This is a genomic window from Chitinimonas sp. JJ19 (assembly GCF_036961565.1).
Taxonomy (GTDB): Bacteria; Pseudomonadota; Gammaproteobacteria; order Burkholderiales; family Chitinimonadaceae; genus Chitinimonas.
Map to the genome: position 1 here is coordinate 115491 of NZ_JBAMDD010000002.1, position 23539 is coordinate 139029.

Annotated in this window: 21 protein-coding genes and 1 tRNA gene; 15 read left to right on the top strand and 7 right to left on the bottom strand. The window is 62.2% G+C overall.

The features are described 5' to 3' along the window. Positions 1–26: 26 nt before the first annotated feature. Positions 27–1043 carry a tRNA preQ1(34) S-adenosylmethionine ribosyltransferase-isomerase QueA gene (queA, locus tag V7714_RS02945; RefSeq protein WP_335387976.1) on the bottom strand — a complete coding sequence of 339 codons (1017 nt, stop codon included), beginning with the start codon at positions 1041–1043 and terminating at the stop codon, positions 27–29. 212 nt (positions 1044–1255) lie between these two features. On the opposite strand from queA, the gene aroQ reads away from it, so the two are divergent. The 7 genes from aroQ to tpx (V7714_RS02980) all read left to right on the top strand — a co-directional run bounded on the left by aroQ (position 1256) and on the right by tpx (V7714_RS02980) (position 7404). Continuing rightward, positions 1256–1744, top strand: a complete 489-nt coding sequence (gene aroQ, locus V7714_RS02950; protein WP_335708643.1) for a type II 3-dehydroquinate dehydratase — start codon at positions 1256–1258, stop codon at positions 1742–1744. Between the two features lie 53 nt (positions 1745–1797). Then, the gene (gene accB / locus V7714_RS02955; protein ID WP_290332122.1) at positions 1798–2253 is read left to right on the top strand and encodes an acetyl-CoA carboxylase biotin carboxyl carrier protein; all 456 of its coding nucleotides are present in this window, start codon (positions 1798–1800) and stop codon (positions 2251–2253) included. Positions 2254–2341: 88 nt separating this feature from the next. Further along, positions 2342–3691: an acetyl-CoA carboxylase biotin carboxylase subunit gene (gene accC / locus V7714_RS02960; RefSeq protein ID WP_335387979.1), complete on the top strand. Its 1350-nt coding sequence runs from the start codon at positions 2342–2344 to the stop codon at positions 3689–3691. Between the two features lie 118 nt (positions 3692–3809). Beyond that, positions 3810–4694, top strand: coding sequence for a 50S ribosomal protein L11 methyltransferase (gene prmA / locus V7714_RS02965; RefSeq protein ID WP_335387981.1), 885 nt, complete (start codon positions 3810–3812; stop codon positions 4692–4694). A gap of 88 nt (positions 4695–4782) precedes the next feature. Beyond that, positions 4783–6114, top strand: coding sequence for a DUF3426 domain-containing protein (locus V7714_RS02970; protein ID WP_335387983.1), 1332 nt, complete (start codon positions 4783–4785; stop codon positions 6112–6114). Positions 6115–6226: 112 nt separating this feature from the next. Beyond that, positions 6227–6736 (top strand): thiol peroxidase, encoded by a 510-nt coding sequence (tpx, locus tag V7714_RS02975; protein ID WP_290332127.1) that lies wholly within the window; start codon positions 6227–6229, stop codon positions 6734–6736. Positions 6737–6903: 167 nt separating this feature from the next. Further along, positions 6904–7404 carry a thiol peroxidase gene (gene tpx / locus V7714_RS02980; protein ID WP_335387986.1) on the top strand — a complete coding sequence of 167 codons (501 nt, stop codon included), beginning with the start codon at positions 6904–6906 and terminating at the stop codon, positions 7402–7404. Between the two features lie 56 nt (positions 7405–7460). Here tpx (V7714_RS02980) and V7714_RS02985 read toward each other — a convergent pair whose 3' ends face one another. Then, the gene (locus V7714_RS02985) at positions 7461–8411 is read right to left on the bottom strand and encodes a LysR family transcriptional regulator (protein ID WP_335387988.1); all 951 of its coding nucleotides are present in this window, start codon (positions 8409–8411) and stop codon (positions 7461–7463) included. 123 nt (positions 8412–8534) lie between these two features. Between V7714_RS02985 and V7714_RS02990 the strand changes: the two genes are divergently transcribed. From V7714_RS02990 to V7714_RS03010, 5 genes are all read left to right on the top strand, one after another. Continuing rightward, a complete protein-coding gene (locus V7714_RS02990) occupies positions 8535–9551 on the top strand; it encodes a zinc-binding alcohol dehydrogenase family protein (protein ID WP_335387989.1) in 1017 nt (338 codons plus the stop codon). Between the two features lie 656 nt (positions 9552–10207). Then, complete coding sequence (locus V7714_RS02995) at positions 10208–11008, top strand: DUF3025 domain-containing protein (RefSeq protein ID WP_335387991.1); 801 nt, start codon at positions 10208–10210, stop codon at positions 11006–11008. 112 nt (positions 11009–11120) lie between these two features. Beyond that, positions 11121–11249 (top strand): hypothetical protein, encoded by a 129-nt coding sequence (locus V7714_RS03000; protein ID WP_290332131.1) that lies wholly within the window; start codon positions 11121–11123, stop codon positions 11247–11249. A gap of 9 nt (positions 11250–11258) precedes the next feature. Continuing rightward, positions 11259–12320 carry a sensor histidine kinase gene (locus V7714_RS03005; protein ID WP_335387993.1) on the top strand — a complete coding sequence of 354 codons (1062 nt, stop codon included), beginning with the start codon at positions 11259–11261 and terminating at the stop codon, positions 12318–12320. A 10-nt stretch (positions 12321–12330) separates the two neighbouring features. Next, positions 12331–13101 carry a LytR/AlgR family response regulator transcription factor gene (locus tag V7714_RS03010; RefSeq protein ID WP_335387995.1) on the top strand — a complete coding sequence of 257 codons (771 nt, stop codon included), beginning with the start codon at positions 12331–12333 and terminating at the stop codon, positions 13099–13101. Positions 13102–13450: 349 nt separating this feature from the next. On the opposite strand, the gene V7714_RS03015 is transcribed toward V7714_RS03010, so the two are convergent. Together V7714_RS03015 and V7714_RS03020 are read right to left on the bottom strand one after the other, a co-directional pair. Then, positions 13451–14347 carry an acyltransferase gene (locus V7714_RS03015; protein WP_335387997.1) on the bottom strand — a complete coding sequence of 299 codons (897 nt, stop codon included), beginning with the start codon at positions 14345–14347 and terminating at the stop codon, positions 13451–13453. Between the two features lie 72 nt (positions 14348–14419). Next, a complete protein-coding gene (locus V7714_RS03020) occupies positions 14420–14950 on the bottom strand; it encodes a gamma carbonic anhydrase family protein (RefSeq protein ID WP_290332134.1) in 531 nt (176 codons plus the stop codon). A gap of 140 nt (positions 14951–15090) precedes the next feature. Here V7714_RS03020 and V7714_RS03025 point away from each other — a divergent pair, with 140 nt between their 5' ends. Beyond that, positions 15091–17115: a M3 family metallopeptidase gene (locus tag V7714_RS03025; RefSeq protein WP_335387999.1), complete on the top strand. Its 2025-nt coding sequence runs from the start codon at positions 15091–15093 to the stop codon at positions 17113–17115. Between the two features lie 101 nt (positions 17116–17216). Here the strand turns inward: V7714_RS03025 and V7714_RS03030 are convergent, their stop codons facing one another. Next, entirely contained in the window at positions 17217–19547 is a 2331-nt protein-coding gene (locus V7714_RS03030; protein ID WP_335388001.1) for an autotransporter domain-containing protein, read from the bottom strand. Between the two features lie 238 nt (positions 19548–19785). Between V7714_RS03030 and V7714_RS03035 the strand changes: the two genes are divergently transcribed. After that, complete coding sequence (locus tag V7714_RS03035) at positions 19786–20961, top strand: NAD(P)/FAD-dependent oxidoreductase (RefSeq protein WP_335388003.1); 1176 nt, start codon at positions 19786–19788, stop codon at positions 20959–20961. 70 nt (positions 20962–21031) lie between these two features. On the opposite strand, the gene mutY is transcribed toward V7714_RS03035, so the two are convergent. Continuing rightward, positions 21032–22108, bottom strand: coding sequence for an A/G-specific adenine glycosylase (mutY, locus tag V7714_RS03040; RefSeq protein ID WP_335388005.1), 1077 nt, complete (start codon positions 22106–22108; stop codon positions 21032–21034). A 78-nt stretch (positions 22109–22186) separates the two neighbouring features. Between mutY and V7714_RS03045 the strand changes: the two genes are divergently transcribed. Beyond that, entirely contained in the window at positions 22187–23272 is a 1086-nt protein-coding gene (locus V7714_RS03045; RefSeq protein WP_335388007.1) for a DUF3616 domain-containing protein, read from the top strand. 156 nt (positions 23273–23428) lie between these two features. On the opposite strand, the gene V7714_RS03050 is transcribed toward V7714_RS03045, so the two are convergent. Continuing rightward, positions 23429–23505, bottom strand: a tRNA-Pro gene (locus tag V7714_RS03050). Positions 23506–23539: the final 34 nt, after the last annotated feature.

Consider the following 23539-nt stretch of genomic DNA (forward strand, 5'->3'; position numbering starts at 1 on the left):
AGGATTATGGCAGCAGACGGCAGGTTTTACCGCCGCTCCAGCAGCATTGCATCTCCGTAACTGAAGAAACGGTATTCCTCACGCACAGCATGAGCATAGGCCAGTTGCATGCGCTCGTAGCCGGCAAAGGCCGACACCAGCATCAGCAGGGTGGATTTGGGCAGGTGGAAGTTGGTAATGAGTGCGTCCACCAGCCGGAATTCATAACCCGGCGTGATAAAGATGTCGGTATCACCAACGGGCTCGGCCATATCACCATGCTGGCACGAGGCCTCCAGCGCACGCAAGCTGGTGGTACCCACCGCCACGATACGGCCACCCTGTTCGCGGGTGCGGCGTATGGCGGCCTGTGTTTCGGCAGGTATGCTGTAACGCTCGTGGTGCATGCGGTGCTCGGCCAGATTCTCCACCCGCACGGGCTGGAAAGTACCTGCCCCCACATGCAGGGTCAAACGGGCATGCGCCACACCCTGCCCCGCCAGCGTAGCCAACATGGCATCGGTAAAGTGCAGGCCCGCAGTCGGCGCCGCCACCGCACCGGGCTCCCGCGCGAATACGGTCTGGTAGCGCTCCGCATCGGCACCGTCGGGCGCGTGTTCTATATAGGGCGGCAAGGGCAAGGCACCGGCAGCGTCCAGCACCGTCAACACCGGTTGCTCAAAGCGCAGATGAAAGAACTCGCCCTGCCGCGCCAGCATCTCCGCCCGCCAAGTGCCACCAAAGTGCAACCAGCTACCGGGCTTGGGCGATTTGCTGGCGCGCACCATGGCCAGCGCCTCGTGCTCGTTCAGCACCCGCTCCACCATGGCCTCTACCTGGCCGCCACTGTCCTTCTGCCCCAGCAAGCGCGCCTTGATGACGCGGGTATCGTTCAGCACCAGCAGGTCGCCCGCGCGAAGCAAGCTGGGCAGCTCGGCAAATCGCCTGTCCGCCATCCCATCTTGCACGGGCAAATGAAGCAGGCGGCTACCGCCCCGCTCGGCAGGGGGAAACTGGGCGATCAGGTGATCGGGCAGGAAATAATCGAAATCGGAGAGCTGCATGGCTAAAAAATTCGGCATGTACCAGGAAAACGCGCCATTATATCAGCCCGCCTGCCGCTGCCCCGACCCGGCGTCCGCCGCTAGGACATCAGCGTAAACCCTTACGCAGCGCACATTTCCGCAACAAGCACGGTCTATTTTCGAGCGGGCGCTTGACCGAATTTTCGGCGATCTGTAGACAACGTGCGCGCATCTGCGGCAAACTCGCCGCCATGACTCAGCCGACACAGCACAATTTGGCTGGACAGCCCAAAGACATTTTGGTAATGCACGGACCGAACCTCAATATGCTCGGCCGCCGCGAACCACAATACTATGGCGCTGACACCCTTGCCAGCATAGACGCTCGTCTTATCGAGCAGTCGCGTGCTGCCGGCTTGTCCTGCACCACCTTTCAATGCAATAGCGAAGCTGCGCTGATAGAGCGCATCCACGCCGCCTTCACCGACGGCACCGGCTTCGTCATCATCAACCCGGCCGCCTATACCCATACCAGCGTCGCCCTGCGCGATGCGCTGGCGGCGGTCAAGTTGCCATTTATCGAAGTTCATCTCTCCAACGTCCACGCCCGCGAGCCGTTCAGGCATCACTCGTATTTTTCCGACCTCGCGGTGGGCGTTATCTGCGGGCTGGGCGCAGCCGGTTATGGCTATGCGCTACAGCACGCGATTGACTATCTGAATCGCCAAATGTCGACCTGACGCAAGCCTTCAGGCCAGACAAGACAAACCAATACCTAAAAAAGGGAACGGGCATGGATCTACGCAAGCTCAAAAAGCTGATCGACCTCGTGGAAGAATCCGGCATTGCCGAGATTGAAGTTACCGAAGGCGAAGAAAAAGTCCGCATCACCCGCGTATCGCAAAACGCCCCGGTGATGTATGCACAAGCCCCCATGCAGCAATACAGCATGCCCAGCAGCGCCCCCGCTGCACCCGCTGCCGTGGAAGCCCCGGCTGCCAGCGCCCTGCCCGAAGGCACGCCGCTCAAGTCGCCCATGGTGGGCACCTTCTATCGTGCTTCCAGCCCGGGTGCCAAGGCCTTTGTCGAAGTGGGCCAGCAGGTCAATGTCGGCGATACCCTCTGCATCATCGAAGCCATGAAGCTCCTGAACGAGATCGAAGCGGAAACCGCCGGTGTCGTCAAAGCCATCCTGGTCGACAATGGCTCGCCCGTTGAATACGGCGAGCCGCTATTCATCATCGGTTGAAATTCTGTGAGGCTGGAGGGATAGGACCCGAGGCTACCACTGCGCCCGCGCCCCATCCCCGGCTCCTCACCCCTCACGGAGTTAATCCATGTTCGAAAAAATCCTGATTGCCAACCGGGGGGAGATAGCCCTCCGCATCCAGCGCGCCTGCCGCGAGATGGGCATCAAAACCGTGGTTGTCCACTCCGAGGTCGACCGCGAGGCCAAGTACGTCAAGCTGGCCGATGAATCGGTCTGCATCGGGCCGGCACCATCGCCGCAGTCCTACCTGAACATCCCCGCCATCATTGCCGCCGCCGAAGTCACCGACGCCCAGGCCATCCATCCCGGCTACGGCTTTCTCAGCGAGAATGCCGATTTTGCCGAGCGCGTGGAGCAAAGCGGCTTTGTGTTTATCGGCCCGCGTCCTGAATCCATTCGCCTGATGGGCGACAAGGTCAGCGCCAAGGACGCCATGAAAGCCTCCGGCGTCCCTTGCGTACCCGGCTCTGATGGCGCGCTGCCAGACGATAACGAGGAGATGCTGAAGATAGGCCGTCGCGTCGGCTACCCCGTCATCATCAAGGCCGCCGGCGGCGGCGGCGGTCGTGGCATGCGGGTGGTGCGGCAGGAGGAAGACCTGATCCGGTCGGTGGAAATGACCCGCACCGAAGCCGGCGCCGCCTTTGGCAACCCGACTGTGTATATGGAGAAATTCCTCGAGAATCCTCGCCATATCGAGATACAGGTGCTGGCTGACGAATACGGCAATGCTGTGTTCCTGGGTGAGCGCGACTGTTCCATGCAGCGACGCCACCAGAAGGTGATAGAAGAAGCCCCCGCCCCCGGCATTACCGACAAGCAACGCAAGCGGGTAGGCGAAGCCTGTGCCGAGGCCTGCCGCCGCATCGGCTACCGTGGCGCCGGCACCTTCGAATTCCTGTTCGAGAACGGCGAGTTCTACTTTATCGAGATGAACACCCGGGTACAGGTGGAGCACCCGGTGACCGAGCAGATCACCGGCATCGATATCGTGCAGGAACAGATACGCATTGCGGCAGGCGAGAAACTCCGCTTCAGCCAGAAGGATATCGTGCTCAAGGGTCACGCCATGGAATGCCGCATCAACGCGGAAGACCCGTTCAAGTTCATCCCCAGCCCTGGCAAGATCATCACCTACCACCCACCGGGCGGCCCTGGCATCCGGGTCGATTCGCACATCTACCAAGGCTATACCGTCCCCCCCAACTATGACTCCATGGTGGGCAAGGTGATCGCCACCGGTGATACCCGCGAGCAGGCCATGGCGCGCATGCGCATTGCCCTGTCAGAGATGGCGGTGGAGGGCATCAAGACCAATATCCCCTTGCACCAGATGCTGTTTACCGACAAGGGCTTCGTCAAGGGCGGCACCTCCATCCACTACCTGGAGCACCTGCTGGCCGAGGCCAAGGGCTGAACACCGCCAGGCCGACGCGGCTTGAGCGCATGACCGCGCGCAATAGCTGTTAAAATCCACAGTGGCCGAGCCTTGATGCTCGGCCACTGTCATTTCACGCTGCCCCTGGAGTATCGCCATGCCCTGGCAAGAACTGCGTATCCACGCCGATTCCACCCACGCCGAAGCCCTGTCGGACGCCCTGTTTGACCTGGGTGCGCTCAGCGTCAGCATCGAAGACGCCACCGCCGGCACCGAGCTGGAAAAACCCATTTTTGGCGAACCCGGCATGCCGCTGGAGCAGTTGTGGGAACAAAGCGTGGTAGTGGCCCTGCTGGAAGAAGACAGCGATGCTGCCCTGATGGTGGTGGCCGCCGCAGGCACAGCCGGCATCCCCTTGCCGCGCCATAGCGTCAGCCGGGTGGAGGAGCAGGACTGGGTGCGGCTGACCCAGTCGCAGTTCGAACCCATACAGGTATCGGACCGGCTGTGGATTACCCCCACCTGGCACGCGGCCACGCCCAATGCCATCAATATCGCACTGGACCCTGGCCTGGCCTTTGGCACCGGCAGCCACCCCACTACCTGGCTATGCCTGCAGTGGCTGGATCACCAGGTGCGCCAGGGCGAGAGTGTGCTCGACTATGGCTGCGGCTCGGGCATCCTGGCTATCGCCGCCAAGCTTTTGGGGGCCGGCGAGACCCATGGCGTGGACATAGACGAACAAGCCATGACCGCCAGCCGGCAGAATGCCGAGCAGAATCACGTCAGTGCCGATTTCTTCCTGCCCGATGCCGCCCCGGATCGCACTTACGACCTGGTTGTCGCCAATATCCTGACCAACCCGCTCAAGATGCTGATGCCACTGCTGGCCAGCCGCTGCCGCAGTGGCGGCCGCCTGGTGCTGTCCGGCATCCTGGCGGAACAAGCCGACGAAATCATTAGCCTCTACGCCCCCGCATTCGAGCTGGCGGTATCCGCCGAGCGCGAGGGTTGGGTGCGGATTGCAGGTACACGCAGCTAAGTCGGCATGACACTTTACGCACACCCCGGCCCCGCCTCATGCGGATAGTTAGACACGCCCGCAGAAGCTGCGGCTAAAATCCGGCTCCATGTACCACATCACGCGCTGCCCCAACTGCCGCACCAGCTTCCGCGTCACCGACGCCCACCTCAGTGCCTTTGATGGCAAGGTGCGCTGCGGGCGATGTGCTTTCGTCTTCGACGCCCTGAGCCAGTTGCAAGGGGAATCGCGACCGCGTGAGGCAGCCAAGCCAGCGATCGCAGCCCCATCGCCCAAGGCCGCACCGGTGCCGGTGCCCGAGGTAGCGCAGCCCAAGCCCGAACCGACCAAGCCGAGCGCCGCCGAAACCCAGGCACAGGAAGACGCGGCCTACGGCCTGGACAGCGTCACCAGCCAGCTGGAGGCAGCAGCCGAAGCAGAACGTGACGGCAAGGATGACTCGCTCGCCAGCCAGAGCCTGCAACACCTGGCCAGCGTACTGTCCCAGGCCGGCCTGCCCGCCAGCTTGGCAGACGATGCACCCAAGGCAGCAGCAGCCCATGCCGAACCGGACGGAATGCTGGAGCTGGACCTGAATTTCCGCGAAGCCGAACATGAGGCACCGATCCCGCCTACGCCTGACCCTGATCATCTGGGCGACGACCACGGCCTGCATGACCTGCCTGCCGGCGGCATAGAAGTCATCGAAATCCCCCCGGCCGAAGCAGCAGCCGCCTTTTCCAGCGCCGACTTCGAGGCCTGGCATAGCGCAACCAGCGCCAGTGTGGAAGCTGCCCTGCCGCCGGCCGAGACACCCGAGCCTGAACCCGCCGTGATGGCAGCTGCATCACCCCTGGCCGGCGACACAGCAAGTGGCACCTATCGCCCTATTCTGACGGCGCAGGATGAAGCCATGCTGCGCGTGCCAGGCGGCCCCTCGCCCTGGCGTTGGTTGTGGAGCATACCGGCCCTGCTGGCCGCCATTGCGCTGGGCGGCCAGGTTGCCTACCGCTACCATACCGACCTGGCCATCCAGCTACCTGGCATAGCCCCCAAGCTGCAGCGGTTCTGCGCCATGGCAGGCTGCACCATGACCCTGCCAGCGCGAGCCGAATTCCTGCGTACCGAATGGAATGAGCTGGTATCACTACCCGAACACCCCAACCTGATCCAGCTGAACGCCACCCTGCGCAACCAGGCCAGCTACGCCCAGGCCCTACCCATGCTGGAGCTGACCCTGACCGACGATAACGACCGTATCGTCGCCCGCAAGGCCTTCTCCCCGCGTGACTACCTGGCCCCGCTGGCCGATGGCACCCCATCCCCCTTGCCGGCCAGCCTGGCTGCCAATGGCGAGTTGCGGGCCTTCCTGCAACTGGACCTGGGCGATATGCGCTCCAGCGGCTACACCCTGAGCTGGTTCTATCCGGTACGGCACTAGCCGGGCACCACCAGCCTGCACGGCACCGGCCCCGTGAATTCCACGCAAGCGGCTTGCTTTCATGGCTGTGGCTGTCGATACTGTAGATGCCATCAAACGGAGGACAACAAACATGGCCACTGTGCTACTCAACGGCGAGCCGATAGGCGTGGGCGGCCGCTTTCCGCGCGTAGGCGACACCGCGCACAGCTTTATGCTGGTGGACACCAACCTCGGTGATGTCCCGCTGTCCAAGTTCATCGGCAAGCGCAAGATCATCGCCGTGGTACCCAGCGTGGATGCCGAAATCGGCCTGAGGATCACCCGCCGGCTGGAAAGCATTGCCGATGGCTTCCCCAACACCAAGTCCTTCGTGGTATCGGTTGATACCCCCTATGCCATGGCCCGGGTGATTGCCACCGAGGGCATACGCAAGGTGCACCTGCTCTCTACCCTGCGCGGCCGTGACTTCCACAAGGATTACGGCGTCATGATCACCGATGTACCACTGTCGGGCATGATGTCCACCGCCCTGTTTGGTCTCGACGAAAACGATACCGTGCTGTTCGCCGAGCTGGTACAGGACGTCAACGCGGAACCGAACTACGACAAGCTGGCCGAAGCCATGCTGGCGCAGGAATGACAGACATCGATTGAGCCCCATGCTCACCGTATCGCACGACACCATTCCCGCTCCGGCGGGAATGGTGTTTTCTAAGCCACCGAATCCCGCTGGTGCGACCGCCTCCCCGACCGGGAAGCTGCGCCGCCCGGCACCGACCTACCCGTTTTTCTAACCAGGAGTCCCCCATGTCCACCGTTACCCTGCGCGGCAACCCCATCCCCGTCAATGGCACCTTCCCCGTGGTTGGCAGCACCGCCCCAGCCTTCAAGCTGGTCGGCGCCGACCTGGCTGACGCCACGCTGGAGACCTTTGCCGGCAAGCGCAAGGTGCTGAACATATTCCCCAGCATCGATACCCCGACCTGCGCCATGTCCACCCGCAAGTTCAATGCCGAAGCCGACAAGCTGGCCAACACCGTGGTGCTGTGCATCTCGGTCGATCTGCCATTTGCCCAGAAGCGCTTCTGCGGTGCTGAAGGCCTGAGCAATGTGGTTACGCTGTCCACCATGCGTGGCCGTGAATTCATTACCGACTACGGCGTCGACCTTGCCGGCGGCCCGCTGGCCGGCGTAACCGCACGTGCTGTGGTGGTGCTGGATGAAGCCAACAAGGTGATCCATGCCGAACTGGTGGGCGAAATTGCCGATGAGCCCAACTACGAAGCCGCGCTGGCCGTGTTGAAGTAAACACAGCCACGCACGGACTACGAGTCTGTTCACAGGCCACCACTAGGTGGCCTGTTTTATTTCACAGCCCCATCCAGCCAGTGATCCCAATACGGTCTGCCACCATTCCCCAGCCGCTCGCGCAGAAAATCCACGCAGGCCCTGACCTTGGGTGAGAGATAGCGATTGGGCAGGTAGACTGCCAGGGCGGTCTGCGGCGATACCGCGTAGTCCTGCAACAGGGGGCACAAGCTGCCGTCGGCCAGTTGCCCGGAAGCCGCGAAACTCGGCAGGCGCACGATACCCAAGCCACCCAATGCCGCCAGCAACAGGGCCAGGCTGTTGTTCATGCGTAGCGGGCCGCTGACCGGCTGCTGCCAGGGCTGCCCTTGCAGCAGGAATGGCCAGGCTCCGCCCGGCGTCAGGGCTGGATAGGTAAGGCAGGCATGCCCTGCCAGGTCTGAGGGCTGCATGGGGGTGCCATGCTGTGCCAGGTAAGCTGGGCTGGCGCAGACAACCCAGCGTATGGGCGCCAGCGCGCGCGCCACCAGCAGTGGGTCAGGCTTGTCTGTCACCCGTATGGCCAGGTCGTAGCCTTCTTCGGCCAGATCCACCAGCCGGTCACTCAGTTGCATCTCCACCTGCATGCCAGGGTGGCGCTTCAGCAGCTCGGGCATATGGCGTGACAGATGCTCGCTACCAAAACTGATAGGCGCCGTAATGCGCAGCACACCTACCGGCTGGGCATGCAGTCTGTCCACCGCCCTGCGTGCCTCACCGGCCTCCAGCAGCACCCTGCGGCAGTGTTCATAATAAGCCATGCCCACCTCAGTCAGGGACTGCCGGCGGGTAGTACGCTGCAGCAGCTTGGCTGCCAACCTTGCCTCCTGCGCCACCAAGGCCTTGCTGACCGCCGACTTCGACAGCGCCAGCCGCTCGGCCGCCGCCGTCAGGCTGCCGGCTTCCACCACGGCGGCGAACAGTGCCATGCCAGCCAACTCGTCTGGGCTGATGTTATTGTCTTCCATAAGAAACAATATTGTTCTTTTTTGAATATTTATCAACTAAAAGAACGAATCTACACTGCAGTCACTCGAAGTTGCTGCCACTCAATCACGGGTTGCAGCCCCTGAACCCTTATGGAGAACATCATGCGTGCTGTCGCCCTGACCCAATACCTGCCCATCAGCCACCCCTCCTCGTTGCTGGACATGGAGCTGCCCCGCCCAGCCCAACCCAGCGGCCATGACCTGCTGGTGCGTATCGAAGCCATCGCCGTCAATCCGGTGGACTTCAAGATACGCGCCCCCAAGGACACAGTGGAAGCCAATCCCAAGATACTGGGCTGGGATGCCGCTGGCGTGGTGGAAGCCGTAGGCGAGGCCGTTACCCTGTTCCAGCCGGGCGACAAGGTTTATTACGCTGGCGATATCACCCGCCAAGGCAGCAACGCCGAGTACCAGTTGGTAGATGAGCGTATCGTCGGCCCCATGCCCACCACGCTGGACTACAGTGCCGCCGCCGCCCTGCCACTGACGGCCATCACCGCCTGGGAGGCCTTGTTCGAACGGCTGCGGCTGGATCGTCACGGTCGGGATGCCGGCAAGACCCTGCTGATCGTCGGCGGTGCCGGCGGAGTGGGCTCCATCGCCATACAGCTGGCCAAGCTGGCCGGCCTGAAGGTCATTGCCACGGCCAGCCGGCCGGAATCCCGTGCCTGGTGCCAAACGCTGGGTGCAGACCATGTGGTCAAGCATGGCAGCGAGCTACTGGAGGCTGTACGTGCAGAGGGCTTTGCCCAGGTGGACTACATATTCTGCACCAGCGATACCGATGCCTACTTCGACACCCTGGCCGAACTGGTCGCACCGCAAGGTGGCATCGTGTCCATCGTGGAAGCTGGCAAGCCGCATGACATCGAGAAGCTCAAGGCCAAGAGCGCCTTCTTCGCCTGGGAGATGATGTTCACCCGCTCGCTGTTCCAGACCCCAGACATGATAGAGCAGCATCGCCTACTGGTTGAGGTGGCCAGGCTGATAGACAACGGTACGCTCAAGACCACCCTGGGCGAAAAACTGGGCAGTATCAATGCCACCAACCTGCGTCGCGCCCATGCTCTGCTGGAAGAAGGCAAGGTCATAGGCAAGCTGGTGCTGACTGGCTTTTGAGAGCCCGGTATGAACTCACGTCATTGATGGATGTTACGGTCATGGCAGGCGCCAGGGATACCCTGGCGCTAGATGTCGGCGGAATCTGAACCGACGGGCTCTCCCCTGATTGAATCCACACCCCCCGCCCTCGCCGCCGCGAGGGGGCTTCGCTGACGCTCATCATCATCTTGAATTAGCGTCAGCGCCTGTTTACAGACAGCGGTCATTGATGGGTGTTACGGGGATGGCAGGCGCTAGGGATACCCTAGCGCTAGATGTCGGCGGAATCTGAACCGACGGGCTCTCCCCTGATTGAATCCACACCCCACTCCCTCGCCGCCGCGACGGAAGTCCACGTTGCACGGTGCGTGGAGGGGGCTTCGCTGACGCTCATCATCATCTTGAATTAGCGTCAGCACCTGTTTACAGACAGCGGTCATTGATGGGTGTTACGGTCATTGCAGGCGCCAGGGATACCCTGGCGCTAAACCGTAGCGCAGCCTGATACGTTAGGCTCTCCCCTGTCCTATTGCCCCCACCGCCCGCGCCGCCGCGCGGGAGCCTCGCTGACGCTCGTTATCAGTTTGAGTTGGCGTCAGCGCCTGTTTGGCAAGCAACTTTTCCTACCAGGCCATAGGCGCTAAGCTCATGATCTTTTGTGTTGCGACACCGTCATGCTGCCCTGGCCCCTGCCTCATCTGTTGCACTCTCCCTGGCTGCTGCCACTGCGTGGCATTCTGTCCGAGCTGGATTGGCAGCAGTTCCCCACTCATGCCGACTGGCAGTCTCTGCCGCCCTCCTTGCAGGCACGCAACCAGGCCGGACTACCGATAGGCTTTGCCGACCCTGCCGAGCTGGCCGATGGCAACTACGAGCTACGTATTGCCCAGCAAGGTCTGGTGGCTACCCGGCCCGACAACTGGCACGACTGTTTCAATGCACTATGCTGGCTGGCCTGGCCGCAAACCAAGGCGGCGCTGAACCAGCAGCATGTGGATGAGCTGGCCTGCCAGGCAGGGTCGCTGCGTAGCAGGGCTCGTGATGCTGCCACCCTGTTCGATGAATCCGGGCTGGTACTGGCTGTAGCAGACCCCAGCTTGGCCGAGGCGCTGCGGGCACACGATTGGCCACAGCTCTTCCAGGCCCGCCAAGGGGATTGGGGACGGCTGATGGAGCCCTGGAGCGTGGGCCATGCCCTGATGGAAAAAAGCCTGGCGCCATTCAAGGGCATCGTGGCCAAGGTCATGCTGGTGGCGGTCACGGCCGACTGGTTCGAACTCGACCACCCTACCCGGCTACAGTGGCTGGACAGCCGGCTGGCCGAGGCCATAAGCCGCGGCCAGTTGCAGGACCCACGCGCCTTGCCGCCCCTGCCTGTGTTGGGTATACCCGGCTGGTGGCCGGAGCAGACCGCCGATTTCTACGCTGACGAGACGCATTTTCGTCGCAAGCGCAGCGTCGTTCATCAACCCTGAATGCATTTCGCCCGCCTAAAGCGCATTTCATCGCAAAGCACTGCGCGACCTCGATCAGACGCGCTAACTTTCGCCTCGCCAGCCAGTCAGCCGGCTTTAGGGGGAGAGAAAGATGTTCAGTCCGTTTACCTTGGGCCGCCGTGCCCCAGCCGTACCCAGCACGCTGCAAGGCAAGGTCGTACCGTTGCGCACGCCCCAGCCCAGCAAACCCATACGTGACCCGGCGGTGCGAATCGCCTAAGCTCGAGGCATGCCCACCGCAGCCCACACCACGCTAGCTACCGGTGAGGTGCGCCGTTCACTCTGGCGCAACCTCCTGGTCACCCTGCTGTTCAACACCCTGGCCGGGGTGTTTTTTGCCTTGTCCAGCGACTCGCCCACCTGGCGGGTGATGCTGACCATACAGGTCATCGGCTTCTCGGTTTTTGCTGCCATTACCTTCACCTTTTCGGTGATCAAGCCTGCGCCCGCGCGCGAGCCCTGGTACTTCGCCGCCGCCGTGTTCATTGGTGCGCTGGTGGGGCTGGCCTTCAACTGGGTGGCGCGGGTGGACGAGCTGGCCGATGTCATCAGCAAGTACCCGCACTACCTGGCTTTCAGCCTGTTCTTCTTTCTGCTGGCTGCCGGCGTCATAGGGAGCATCCTGTGGGGCCGGGAGAAAACCAGCCGGATGGAATCGGCCTACCACCTGGAGCAAGCCAAGCGTGCCGAGCAGGACAAGCTGCTGATACAGTCGCAGCTACGCATGCTGCAGGCGCAGATAGAGCCGCACTTCCTGTTCAATACCCTGGCCAGCGTGCAAAGCCTGATCGATATTGCGCCAGATCGCGCCAAGCAGATGCTGGGCCTGTTCAACGACTATCTGCGTGCCTCTCTGGCCCGTACCCGCAATGAGCACAGCACGGTCAGGCAGGAGCTGGACCTGCTGCAGGCCTATCTGGGCATACTCAAGATACGCATGGGCGAGCGCCTGGATTTCAGCCTGAGCTGCCCTGAGCCGCTGCTGGATGCCCACCTTCCCCCCATGCTGCTGCAGCCCCTGGTGGAAAACGCCGTCAGCCACGGGCTGGAGCCCAAGGTGGAAGGCGGCACGGTACAGGTCACTCTGGATGTCGACGGCGGCCGACTGGTCGCCAGCGTCATCGACAACGGCCTGGGCCTGCCAGAAGAAGTCCGTGGCCAGGGGGTGGGGCTGAGCAATGTGCGCGCCAGACTGGCTACACTGTACGGTAGCGCTGCCGGGCTGTCATTGCAGTCCAACCCAGCGGGTGGCGTAACAGCACAGCTGGAACTGCCGCTGAATCACGGATAAAGACATGCCGATGCAAACACCCACCGCCCTGATCGCCGACGACGAACCCCTGCTGGCCGACTATCTCAGGATCAAGCTGGGCCAGCTATGGCCCGAGCTGGACATCATCGCGGTGGCCCGCAATGGCCTTGAAGCCGCTGCCGCCATGCGCGAGCACGAACCCGACGTGGCCTTTCTGGATATCAAGATGCCCGGCCTGACCGGCCTGGAGGTGGCCCGTTCGGCCGATGGCTGCCACTGTGTGTTTGTCACGGCCTTCGATCAATATGCCGTCGAGGCTTTCGAGCGCGATGCCATTGATTACCTGCTCAAGCCTTTCAGCGACGACAGGCTCAGTCGCACCGTCACCAAGCTGCGCGACAAGCTGGCCAGCCAGCGCCCGGCCAATAATGGCGCCTTGCTCGATAGCCTGCGTGCGGCCTTGGGTGGTGGCCTGCCCATCACTCCCGGCAGCCACCGGCTGACCTGGATACGGGCCGGTCAAGGCAACGAAGTAAAGCTGATCGCGGTAGACGACGTCTGCTACTTCCACGCCGCCGACAAATACACCACGGTGGTGACCCGCGAGGGCGAGTACCTGATACGCACCTCCTTGAAGGAGCTGCTGGAGCAGTTGGACGCCGACCAGTTCTGGCAGGTGCATCGCGCCACCCTGGTCAATGTGCGCGACATCGCAGAGGCCAGCCGCGACTTCACCGGCAAGGTCACGCTGACCCTGAAGTCCCGCCAGGAGAAGGTGGCCGTCAGCCGCGCCTATGCGCATCTGTTCAAGCAGATGTAAGAGCCTGTGCACGATCTTTTCGCCCCGTCGTTCCGGGCAGTGCCGGATAGCGGACAAGGCGCAAGCCGCGCCGCGGTACCGGTACCGTAAGCGGCTTGTAACGCTGGCCGCTGCCGGCAATGCACGGAACCGAACCGGAACCCGTAGGGCTGGACCGGAAAAGGGTCATGTACTGCGTTGGACTCCTTGGTAATAACCGGTTATTGCCTGCGTCGCCCGCCTTGTACCTAACCCTTTTCCGGTCCTGCGACGGGGTGAAAAGATCGTGAACAGGCTCTAAGCCACCCGGCGGGCGCAAAAAAGCCGCTACCCAAGGTAGCGGCTGTTCCATACGCGGCACGCCCAGGTATCAGGCGCCGCGGTGCAGGCTGGCTAGCAGCTTGTCCTTGTCCTGCCACATCTCGTGCACCCAGGCCTGCACCTTGGCGCGGAACACTGCATCGCCACCGTAGTCGCCACGGGTCAGCTCGGCCGGAATAGGCCTTTCCTTCACCAGCACCACAATCTGCTTGACCCGGCCAGCCAGGAAATCCCAGAAGCTGGGTGGGCCATCGGGATAATAGATGGTGACATCGATCAGTGACTGAAACTTCTCTCCCATGGCATTCATGGCCAGCGCAATGCCGCCGGCCTTGGGCTTGAGCAAATGGGTGTAGGGCGACTGCTGCTGCGCATGCTTGGCAGCGGTATAGCGGGTGCCTTCCAGAAAGTTGATGACCGAAGTCGGCACCAGGGCGAACTTCTCACAGGCGCGGCGGGTGGTCTCCTGATCCTGGCCACGGGCTTCCGGGTGCTTCTTGAGATAGGCCTCGCTGTGGCGCTTCATAAAGGGGAAATCCAGCGCCCACCAGACCAGGCCTATCACAGGCACAAAAATCAGTTGTTGCTTGAGAAAGAACTTGAGGAAGGGAATATGGCCCTTGAGGGTCTGCTGCAGGACAAAGATGTCGACCCAGCTCTGGTGATTGGAACTGACCAGATACCAGCCCTTGGGGTTGAGCTTCTCCAGCCCTTCCAGCCGCCAGCTGATCTTCTGCGCCAGGGCAATCCAGACACTGTTGTTGTAGACCCAACCCTGTGCCAGGGTATTGAGCACCCTATCCACCGCCTTGCGGATGGCGGTGAACGGCAGCACGAACTTGATGATGGCCAGGGTCAGTATCATGAACCCGTAAACCAGCACATTCAGCGCCAGCAGCAAGGAGGAAATCAGGCCGCGCAGAAAGGCGGGAAGGAAGTTCAGCATGGCGAACCTATCTACTGCTTGATAATGCGCCGCATTGTAAGCCAATACGGCGGCGCTTTCGGTTGATGCCGGTCAGCTTTCCTGGTGCCCACGCATCAATCGCACATAATGCTGGGCCGAGTAGGCAAAGTGGGCGATCTCCTCGTCGGTCAGCGCCCGCACTTCCTTGACCGGACGGCCCAGGTAGAGATGGCCGGAACGCAGCACCTTACCAGGCGGCACCAACGAGCCCGCACCTATCATCACCCGAGGCTCGATCACGGCGCGATCGAGCACGATGGTGCCAATGCCGATCAGGCACTCGTCGCCTATGGTGCAGCCATGCAGTGTCACCTGGTGGCCTATGGTGACCCGCTCGCCTATGATCAGCGGCGCACCCAAGGGGTCTTCCGGCCGCTTGTGGCTGACATGCAGGCAGGCTAGGTCCTGTACATTGGAATCCCGTCCGATATGGATATGATTGACGTCGCCACGAACGATGGCGCCCGGCCAGATAGAGGCATTCTCGCCCAGCACCACCTCACCCACCACCACGGCAGCTTCATCGACATAGGCAGAGTCGGGCACAACAGGCTTGATGCCTTTGAACGGACGTACAGCCATGGTTAAACTCCTATCCAATACAAGCGCCCGAGTATAGCCGAGAGCCCTGTGCTAGCCCATGCCAGCCCTTGCCCTGGCGGCATATCGCCCCCATCTAGCCTCAATCAGACTTCCTATCGTTACCGGACCTAGCCCACGCCATGACCAACCCTCTACTCGATTTCTCTGCCTTGCCGCGGTTTGGCGATATCCTGCCCGAACACATCACCCCCGCCATTGATCAGTTGCTGGCCGACGCCCGCGCCGCCGTGCGAGCGGCAGAGACCGTCAACCCAGTCAGCTGGGAAAACTTTGTACGCCCGCTGGATGATGCCAATGAGCGCCTGGGGCGTGCCTGGGGACAGGTGAGCCATCTCAATGCCGTGGTCAATACCCCTGCACTGCGCGAAGCCTACAATGCCAACCTGCCCAAGCTGAGCCAGTTTGGTGCCGAGCTGGGGCAAAACCTGGCTTTGTTCGCCCAGTACAAGCTGCTGGCACAAAGCCCCGAGTATGCGGGCTACGACACCGCCAGAAAGCGCATCATCGAAAACGCCCTGCGCGACTTCCGTCTGGGCGGTGCCGAGCTGGCCGATGAGCAAAAGGCGCGTTTCAGCGCCATCAAGGAGGAGCTGGCCAATCTGTCGGCCAAGTTCGAACAGAACCTGCTGGATGCCACCGATGCCTTTGCCCTCTATGTGGACAGCGAGGCCGAACTGGCTGGGCTGCCCGAGGATATCAAGGCCATGTGCCGTGCCGCCGCCGAAAAGGATGGCAAGCCCGGCTACAAGCTAAGCCTGCACATGCCCGTGTATCTACCGGTGCAAAGCTACTGCGACAATCGCGAACTGCGTGCCCAGCTCTACCGCGCCTACAGCACCCGTGCGGCTGAGTTTGGCCCACCCGAACTGGACAACAGCGCACTGATAGACCGCATCCTGGTCCTGCGTGGCGAGCTGGCCGCCATGCTGGGCTTTGCCAACTATGCTGAGTATTCGGTCGCCACCAAGATGGCCGACACACCGGACGAGGTGCTGGCCTTCCTGCGAGACCTGGCCGCCCGTGCCAAGCCGCACGCCCAGCGCGACCGCGCCGAGCTGGAAGCCTACGCCCGAGAGCACCTGGGCCTGGCCGACCTGCAGATGTGGGATCTGGGCTATGCCACCGAGAAGCTGAAGGAAGCCCGCTACAGCTTCTCCGAACAGGCCGTGAAGCAATACTTCACCGAGCCCCGGGTGCTGGCCGGCCTGTTCAACGTGATAGAGACCCTGTTTGGCCTGAAGGCAGAAGCGGACACGGCGCCGGTATGGCATGAAGACGTACGCGTCTACCGCCTGGTCGATCAGGCTGGCAAGCTGGTGGGGCAGTTCTACTTCGACCTCTACGCCCGCGAAGGCAAGCGTGGCGGCGCCTGGATGGATGACTGCCGCAACCGCAGGCTGAAGTCTGAAGGCCTGCAAACCCCGGTCACCTACCTGACCTGCAATTTTGGTCGCGGCGCCGACGGCAAGCCGGCCACCTTCAGCCACGATGAAGTCATCACCCTGTTCCACGAAATGGGCCATGGCCTGCATCTGCTGCTGACCGAGGTCAATGAACTGGGTGTGGCAGGCCTCAATGGCGTGGAGTGGGATGCGGTGGAACTGCCCAGCCAGTTCATGGAGAACTTCTGCTGGGAATGGGAACGGCTGGTGGCCATGACCGAGCATGCCGAAACCGGCGAGCCCCTGCCGCGCGAGCTGTTCGACAAAATGCTGGCAGCCAAGAATTTCCAGAGCGGCATGGGCAACGTTCGCCAACTGGAGTTTGGCCTGTTCGACATGGCCCTGCACAGCCGCGAAAGCGCCAGCCAAGAGACCGTGCTGCAACTGCTGCAGCGCGTACGCGAGGAAGTCGCCGTCAACCTGCCGCCCGAGTGGAATCGCTTTCCCAATCTGTTCAGCCATATTTTTGCCGGAGGCTACGCAGCGGGCTATTACAGCTACAAATGGGCCGAGGTGTTGAGCGCCGACGCCTATGCGGCTTTTGAAGAAGCACCGACGCAGATCAGCCTGACCGGCCAGCGCTTCCGCCAGGAAGTCCTGGCCGTAGGCGGCAGTCGTCCGGCTATCGACAGCTTCAAGGCATTCCGCGGGCGGGCACCCAAGATAGACGCCTTGCTGCGTCACTATGGCATGGCAGGTTAGGCGCTGTTTTTTTGCTGGCGGCGCCAGAGGCCGGGTAAGTTCATACCGGCAACAAAAAACCCGACACGCGTGTCGGGTTTTTTGTTGCCGCAGAGAAAGGCTTAGAAAGCAGCTTGCAGACCCACCGACATGGCAGCGCGCTTTTCATCGCTCAAGCCAGCCGTGTAGCTGTAGCTGAAGTAGGCATTCACCGACTTGCTCAAGCTGGCCGAAGTACCGACGTTGATCACCGCATAGCTGGTGTCCGGGGTGTAGACCTCAGTGGAGAAGCTGGCTTGCTGGCCGATCTGGGCCGCGCGCACGGTACGGTCTTCGTCCTTGCCTTCGCTATAGGCCATCACCGAGGCGTAGGGCTTGAAGGTGCCCCAGTCGGCGTTTAGCTTGACGCCAGCGCCCAGCAGCATGGAATCGATGCGCTGCTTGTCATAGCGCATGGAGGTGCTGCAGGAGGTCGCATTGGCGATGTCACCGCACTTTTCGGCATAACCACCGACGCTGGTTTCACTGACGGCCAGGCTCACCGTGGGCGTGACGCTGTAATCGCCCAGCGACAGCTGATAGCCACCCACTACGCGCAACGCAGCCTGGCTACCCGTGGTATCACCCTTTTCGGTACGGCTCAGGGTACCCAGCTGGATGTTGCGGCGGATCTCGCGGAAACGGGCCGAGCCGAAGGAGGCATCGGCCGCCACGCTGATGGGGCCGCTTTCGTAGCGGACAAAGCCGGTCAGCAAGCGGGTGTTGGTATCAAAACCACCGGCCTTGTTGCCGAAATCGGTATCGCTGTTGGCCTGGGTGAAGGCCATACCGATCGAGGTACTTGCATCGAACTGGAAATCCAGGCCGGCAGTCAGGGCGGCATTGCGGCCATTGCTCTGCATGCCCAGGCTGTTGGCATCATGGTCATTGCTCAAGCGGGTAATGCGGGCAAAGGTGTCGAGCACCCCAACCGAACGGGCTTGGCCCACACGCTCATCCAGCACGCCTTGTGCGGCATTGCGGGCAATGGGCTGGGTATGTGCCAACTGGGCAGCGTAGTAAGGCGCATCCAGTGTGGACATCAGCACCTGCGCCAGCAGGGCATGCGTCTTGGGCGTGGGGTGGAAGCCATCAGCAAAGAAGAAGTTCTCGGCACCCGGGGTAAAGCCGGCCGCGCCCTGCACGCAATTGCTGGCATCGGCGCAAGCCGTGCCTGTGACATTGCTATAGCCAAAGGCTGTGGGATTGGCCAGCACCTCAGTCATCATGCGGAAGGCATCGATGGCGACCACATCACCCACCTGGCCCAGGCCAGCATTAAGGGTGTTGTTGAACACGCTGCCGGCCAACGAATTGGCCGAGGCCAGCGCGGCGGAGGCAGTAGAACCCACCTTGCCCTGGATAGGTGTAACCAGATTAGCGGCCACTGCGGCAGGAGCCGCAGCACGCAGCTGTGCTGCCACGGTGGCGTTGATCAAACCGGCACCCACCAGGGCATCCACGGCCGCGTTCACGGCGGTGGTGGCGTAGCTGGTGGCAATAGCATTCTCGGCATTGGTCGCCGCTACGGCATAGGTGGCCAGCGTAGTGCTGCTGCCATTCAGGGTAGTCTTGACTGCACCTGCACCGGCAGTCTGCATACCCGTCAGGGTAGTAGCCTGGCCATTGGCAGCCTGGATAGCGCCACTCATCAGGCCTATCAGGGCAACATTGCTACCCTGGCCCATTTGCTGTGCCAGGCCACCAGCGATGGTATTGGCCGTAGTGGCATTGTTGACGCCACCGTACAGCGCGCTGGCCACGCCTGCCGTCACCTGGCCATAAACCTGGCTGGTCAGCTTGGGAGTGCGGCTGATATCCACGGCATTACCGACGATGATGTGCTTGGCGCCAGCTGCCTTGAGGCGCTTTACCTGCGCCACCACGGCCTCGGCAGCCAGGGCACCATTGGTGCTGGCAGTAGCCGGGTTGGCCAGGGCAGCAGCCAGGTCGTTATTGCCTACCCAGACCATGTACAGCGCATTGGGATCAGCCTTGCCGGTGTTGCTCGCCAGATGGGCGCCAATCTGGTTGGGCACCAGTTTGGTCTGCACTGGATCATTGGCAGCCAGGCTGCCCGGCAGCACCACGCCGCCACCTTCAGCAAAGTTGTTGCCGCCAGCCGTAACCTTGCCCTGTCCCAGGTCTATCGCCAATACAGGCTTCAGGGTAAAGCCATAGTGGCGCGCCAGGATGTCGGCATACAAGTCGTTGACCGAACCATCCGGCTTGCGGGTGGTCCAGCGATTGTTCTGCGGCACGCCAGGCAGGCCGAAATACGCACCGGTATCGGTCAAGCTGTCGCCAAAGAAATAGATGTTGGAGTAATTGCCGGCCGCCTGGGCTGCCGGGGCAAAGGCAGCGGCTACCAGAGCGGATGTAATCAGGGTGCGGGCAAGGCCAAAGCGCTTCATGGGATTTTTCTCTCTCCGGGTGTGATATCAGGGGCCCAGAACCCCGCCATTCCTCAAGGGGAAATGCAGGGTAATTGCCCGGTGTGCTTTAGAATTCGGTTGAAACGGCAGTAACGCTTGGTCAAGCGCTTGTCAGGTTGCGGTGGCGCATGCAGGGCTTCTGGCCACAAGCCGCGTCCTTACTCGCTTCCAAGGCATTCCGCCGCCACTATAAGACATTTCAGAGTTATTACACTAGATGCCTATCCTAGACATAGACGTGGTCATCATCGGCGCAGGTGCAGCCGGCATGATGGCAGCAGCCAGCGCAAGCCAGCGTGGACGCGGTGTTGCGCTGGTCGACCATAGCGAGCGCTTGGCCGAGAAGATTCGCATCTCGGGCGGTGGGCGTTGTAATTTCACCAATATTCACTGCGCGCCCGACCGCTATCTGTCGCGAAATCCCCACTACTGCAAGTCGGCACTGGCCCAATACAGCCAGCAGGATTTCATCGACCTGGTCAACCGCTACGGCATAGACTGGCATGAGAAGAAGCTTGGCCAACTGTTTTGCGACCACTCCGCCCAAGACATCATCAACCTGCTGAAGAGCGAGTGCGACCTGGTCGGTATCGAATGGCGCATGGGTACCCAGGTTCTCGGCGTCAGCCAGACCGATACCGGCTTCCTGGTGGAAACCAGCCGCGAAACCTGGCGCTGCCAGAGCCTGATCATCGCCTCAGGTGGGCTATCTATCCCCCCCATCGGTGCGACCGGCCTGGGCTACGAGATTGCCAAGCAGTTTGGCCTGCCCATCACACCACTGGCTGCAGGCCTGGTACCCCTCACCTTCGAACCCAAGGATCTGTACGGTGAGCTGGCCGGGGTATCGCTGGATTGCGACGCGCATGGCGGCGAGGGCCCGCATTTCCGCGAAAACGTGCTGTTTACCCATCGTGGGGTATCGGGGCCTGCCATATTGCAGATCTCATCGTACTGGACACCCGGCCGTGAAATCACCCTGGACCTGCTGCCAGGCCGTGACGTTGCCGAATTGTTCGAGGACGCCAAGCGCTCCGATGCCCTGCTACCCAACGTGCTGGCCGACTGGCTGCCCAAGCGCTTTGCCCAGGCCTTCTGCGCCGCCCATGTGGCCATCAAGCCCATGAAGCAGTACACCCCAGCCGAGCTGGCACTGCTGGCCAGCCAGCTACATGGCTGGCGGGTCAAGCCCAGCGGTAGCGAAGGCTACAAGAAGGCTGAAGTGACACGGGGCGGTGTGGATACCGACGCGCTGTCGTCCAAGACCATGATGGCGCGCAAGGTGCCGGGCCTGTTCTTTGTGGGCGAGGTGGTGGACGTGACAGGCTGGCTGGGCGGCTATAACTTCCAGTGGGCCTGGTCATCGGGCTGGGTAGCCGGCCAGCACGCCTAGTACGCCTAGTACGCAACAGTGTCGCGGCCGGCAGCATCCAGTCGGCCCGCACTGCCTGAACAAGGGGCGCTTACTGCTCGAACAACTCCCCCTGCGGCCTGGCCTTGGCCTGCAGCAACTTGCGTACCGGCGTAGGAATGCCGGCCTTCAGTGCCTCGCTACGTCTCAACCACGCCAGATCAGCATCGGCCACCCTGTGCTGCTCGCCAGTCACCTGCAGGCGCAGCGGGGTAATGGTCAGGCGAAAGTGGGTAAAGGTATGCACCAGGGCAGGTAGCGTCTCGGTCAGCGCCACCTCCAGGCCGAAACGCTGCCGGCACAGCAACTGCGCCTCGGCCGCCGCCGCTACTTCCGGCAGGCTCCACAAGCCCCCCCAGATACCGCTAGGCGGGCGCCGCTCCAGCAGCAAGCGCCCTTCGTGCTCCAGCAGCAGCATGACAGTCTGGCGCTCAGGTATGGCCTTGCGCGGCTTGCGGGTGGGCAACTCCGCCTGGCGTCCCTCGATATGTGCACGGCAGTCCTCCCGCAAGGGGCAGACCTGACAGCGAGGTTTGCTACGTGTGCAAAGGGTCGCGCCCAGGTCCATCATGCCCTGGGTATAGGCCGGCATATCTGCGGCCTGCTCGGGCAGCAGCGCCTCGGCCAAGGCCCATAGCTGCTGCTCCACTTTCTTCTCGCCAGGGAATCCCGCCACGCCTGCCCAGCGGCTAAGTACCCGTTTGACATTGCCATCGAGTATGGGACTGCGCTCGGCAAAGCAAAATCCGGCAATGGCCGCTGCGGTGGAACGCCCCACGCCAGGCAGCGTCTCCATCTCTGCCGCCGTGGCCGGGAAGGTACCGCCAAACGCACTCATCACCTTGCCTGCCGCCGCATGCAGATTGCGCGCACGGGTGTAATAGCCCAGCCCGGCCCAATGGGCCAGCACCGCATCCAGGGGTGCCGCCGCCAGGCTGGCTACGTCAGGGAAAGACTCGGTAAAGCGCTGGTAATAGGGAATGACCGTCGCAACCTGCGTCTGTTGCAGCATGATCTCAGACAGCCAGACCCGATAAGGGTCGGCCACCTGCCAGGGCAGATCATGGCGACCATGGCTGCGCTGCCAGCGGGTCAAGCGTTCGGCAAAGGGTAGGAGCTCTGGGGGCATGGCGTGACAAATCCGGGAAGGTCGGCTGCGTGATACGCTTGGATATCCCCCGCGTCAACCCTGTAAACGGAATGCAGCATGAGCTACACCCTACACCCCAAGGCCGTCAGGCTGGAATTCTCCGCCCAGGCCATGGCCCACGACAATCTGTCTGGTGCCGTTTTCACTGGCGAGTGGCTATGGGTGGCGGGTGACGAATCCTGCGCGGTAGAGCGACTGCAACTGCTGCCACGGCAAGGTGCCGAGACACTGCGTTTTGGCCAGTCCACCAGCTTCAGGCTGGCCGAGCTGCTGGACCTGCCTGGTGAGCCAGATGAAGAAGCCGACCTGGAAGGCATGGCACTGGCAGGCGGTTATCTGTGGGTAGTGGGTTCGCACGGCCTCAAGCGCAAGAGCCCCAAGCAGGGCCGCAGCCATGTCGACAATGCACGCCGCCTGGCCAAGCTGAGCCTGGATGGTAACCGCCGCCTGCTGGCAAGGCTGCCACTGGCCGAAGACAGCAAGGGCCGCCCCACCCTGCAGCGCACCACCCCGGATGGCCGCCAGGCCGCCCGCCTGGGCGGCAATGCCCGCGACAACCAGCTGACCGATGCCCTGGCGCGTGATCCACACTATGGCCCCTATCTGCACCTGCCTGGCAAGGACAATGGCTTCGACATCGAAGGGCTGGCCGTACTGGGCGACAGGCTGCTGCTGGGCCTGCGCGGCCCGGTATTGCGTGGCTGGGCAGGCCTACTGGAACTGCGCATCGTAGCCGATGGCGAGCAACTATGCCTGGCTCCGCTGGGCGATGATGCCCCCTTGCTGCGCAAGCATTTTCTCGATCTGGAAGGGCTGGGCATACGCGACCTGCATCTGGCCGGCGACGACCTTTACCTGCTGGCCGGCCCCACCATGGTGCTGGATGGCGAGATACGACTCTATCGCTGGAAGGATGCCCGCAAGCAGTTGGCCAGCAACCAGGAGGCCGCGGTGTTCTGGAGCGAGTTCGAGACCTGCGCCACCCTGCCCCATGGCCGTGGCTGCAACCGTGCCGAGGCGTTCTGCGCCGTTCCCATGAGCCTCGCCCGCCGGCCCAGCTGGCTGGCGCTGTACGACGCGCCGGGCAAGAATCGGCGCGAGGGAGAGGCTGCGGTTTTTGGAGACCTGCTGGAGGATATCTGAGCCAGGCAGACGACAACGCTGGCACCCCCAGGGGCAATGCGGCACACCCCGGCACCCCGACCAAGGGCGGGGATCCACCCCCCTGAAAACCCTGCCGGCCAAGCACCAAAACGAAAAGGGCTTACAAGCTGTTGCTTGTAAGCCCTTTGGTATTACTGGTCGGAGCGAGAGGATTCGAACCTCCGACCCCTTGCACCCCATGCAAGTGCGCTACCAGGCTGCGCCACGCTCCGACTCGAAGGAGGCCGAATTATACCGGTCTTTTTC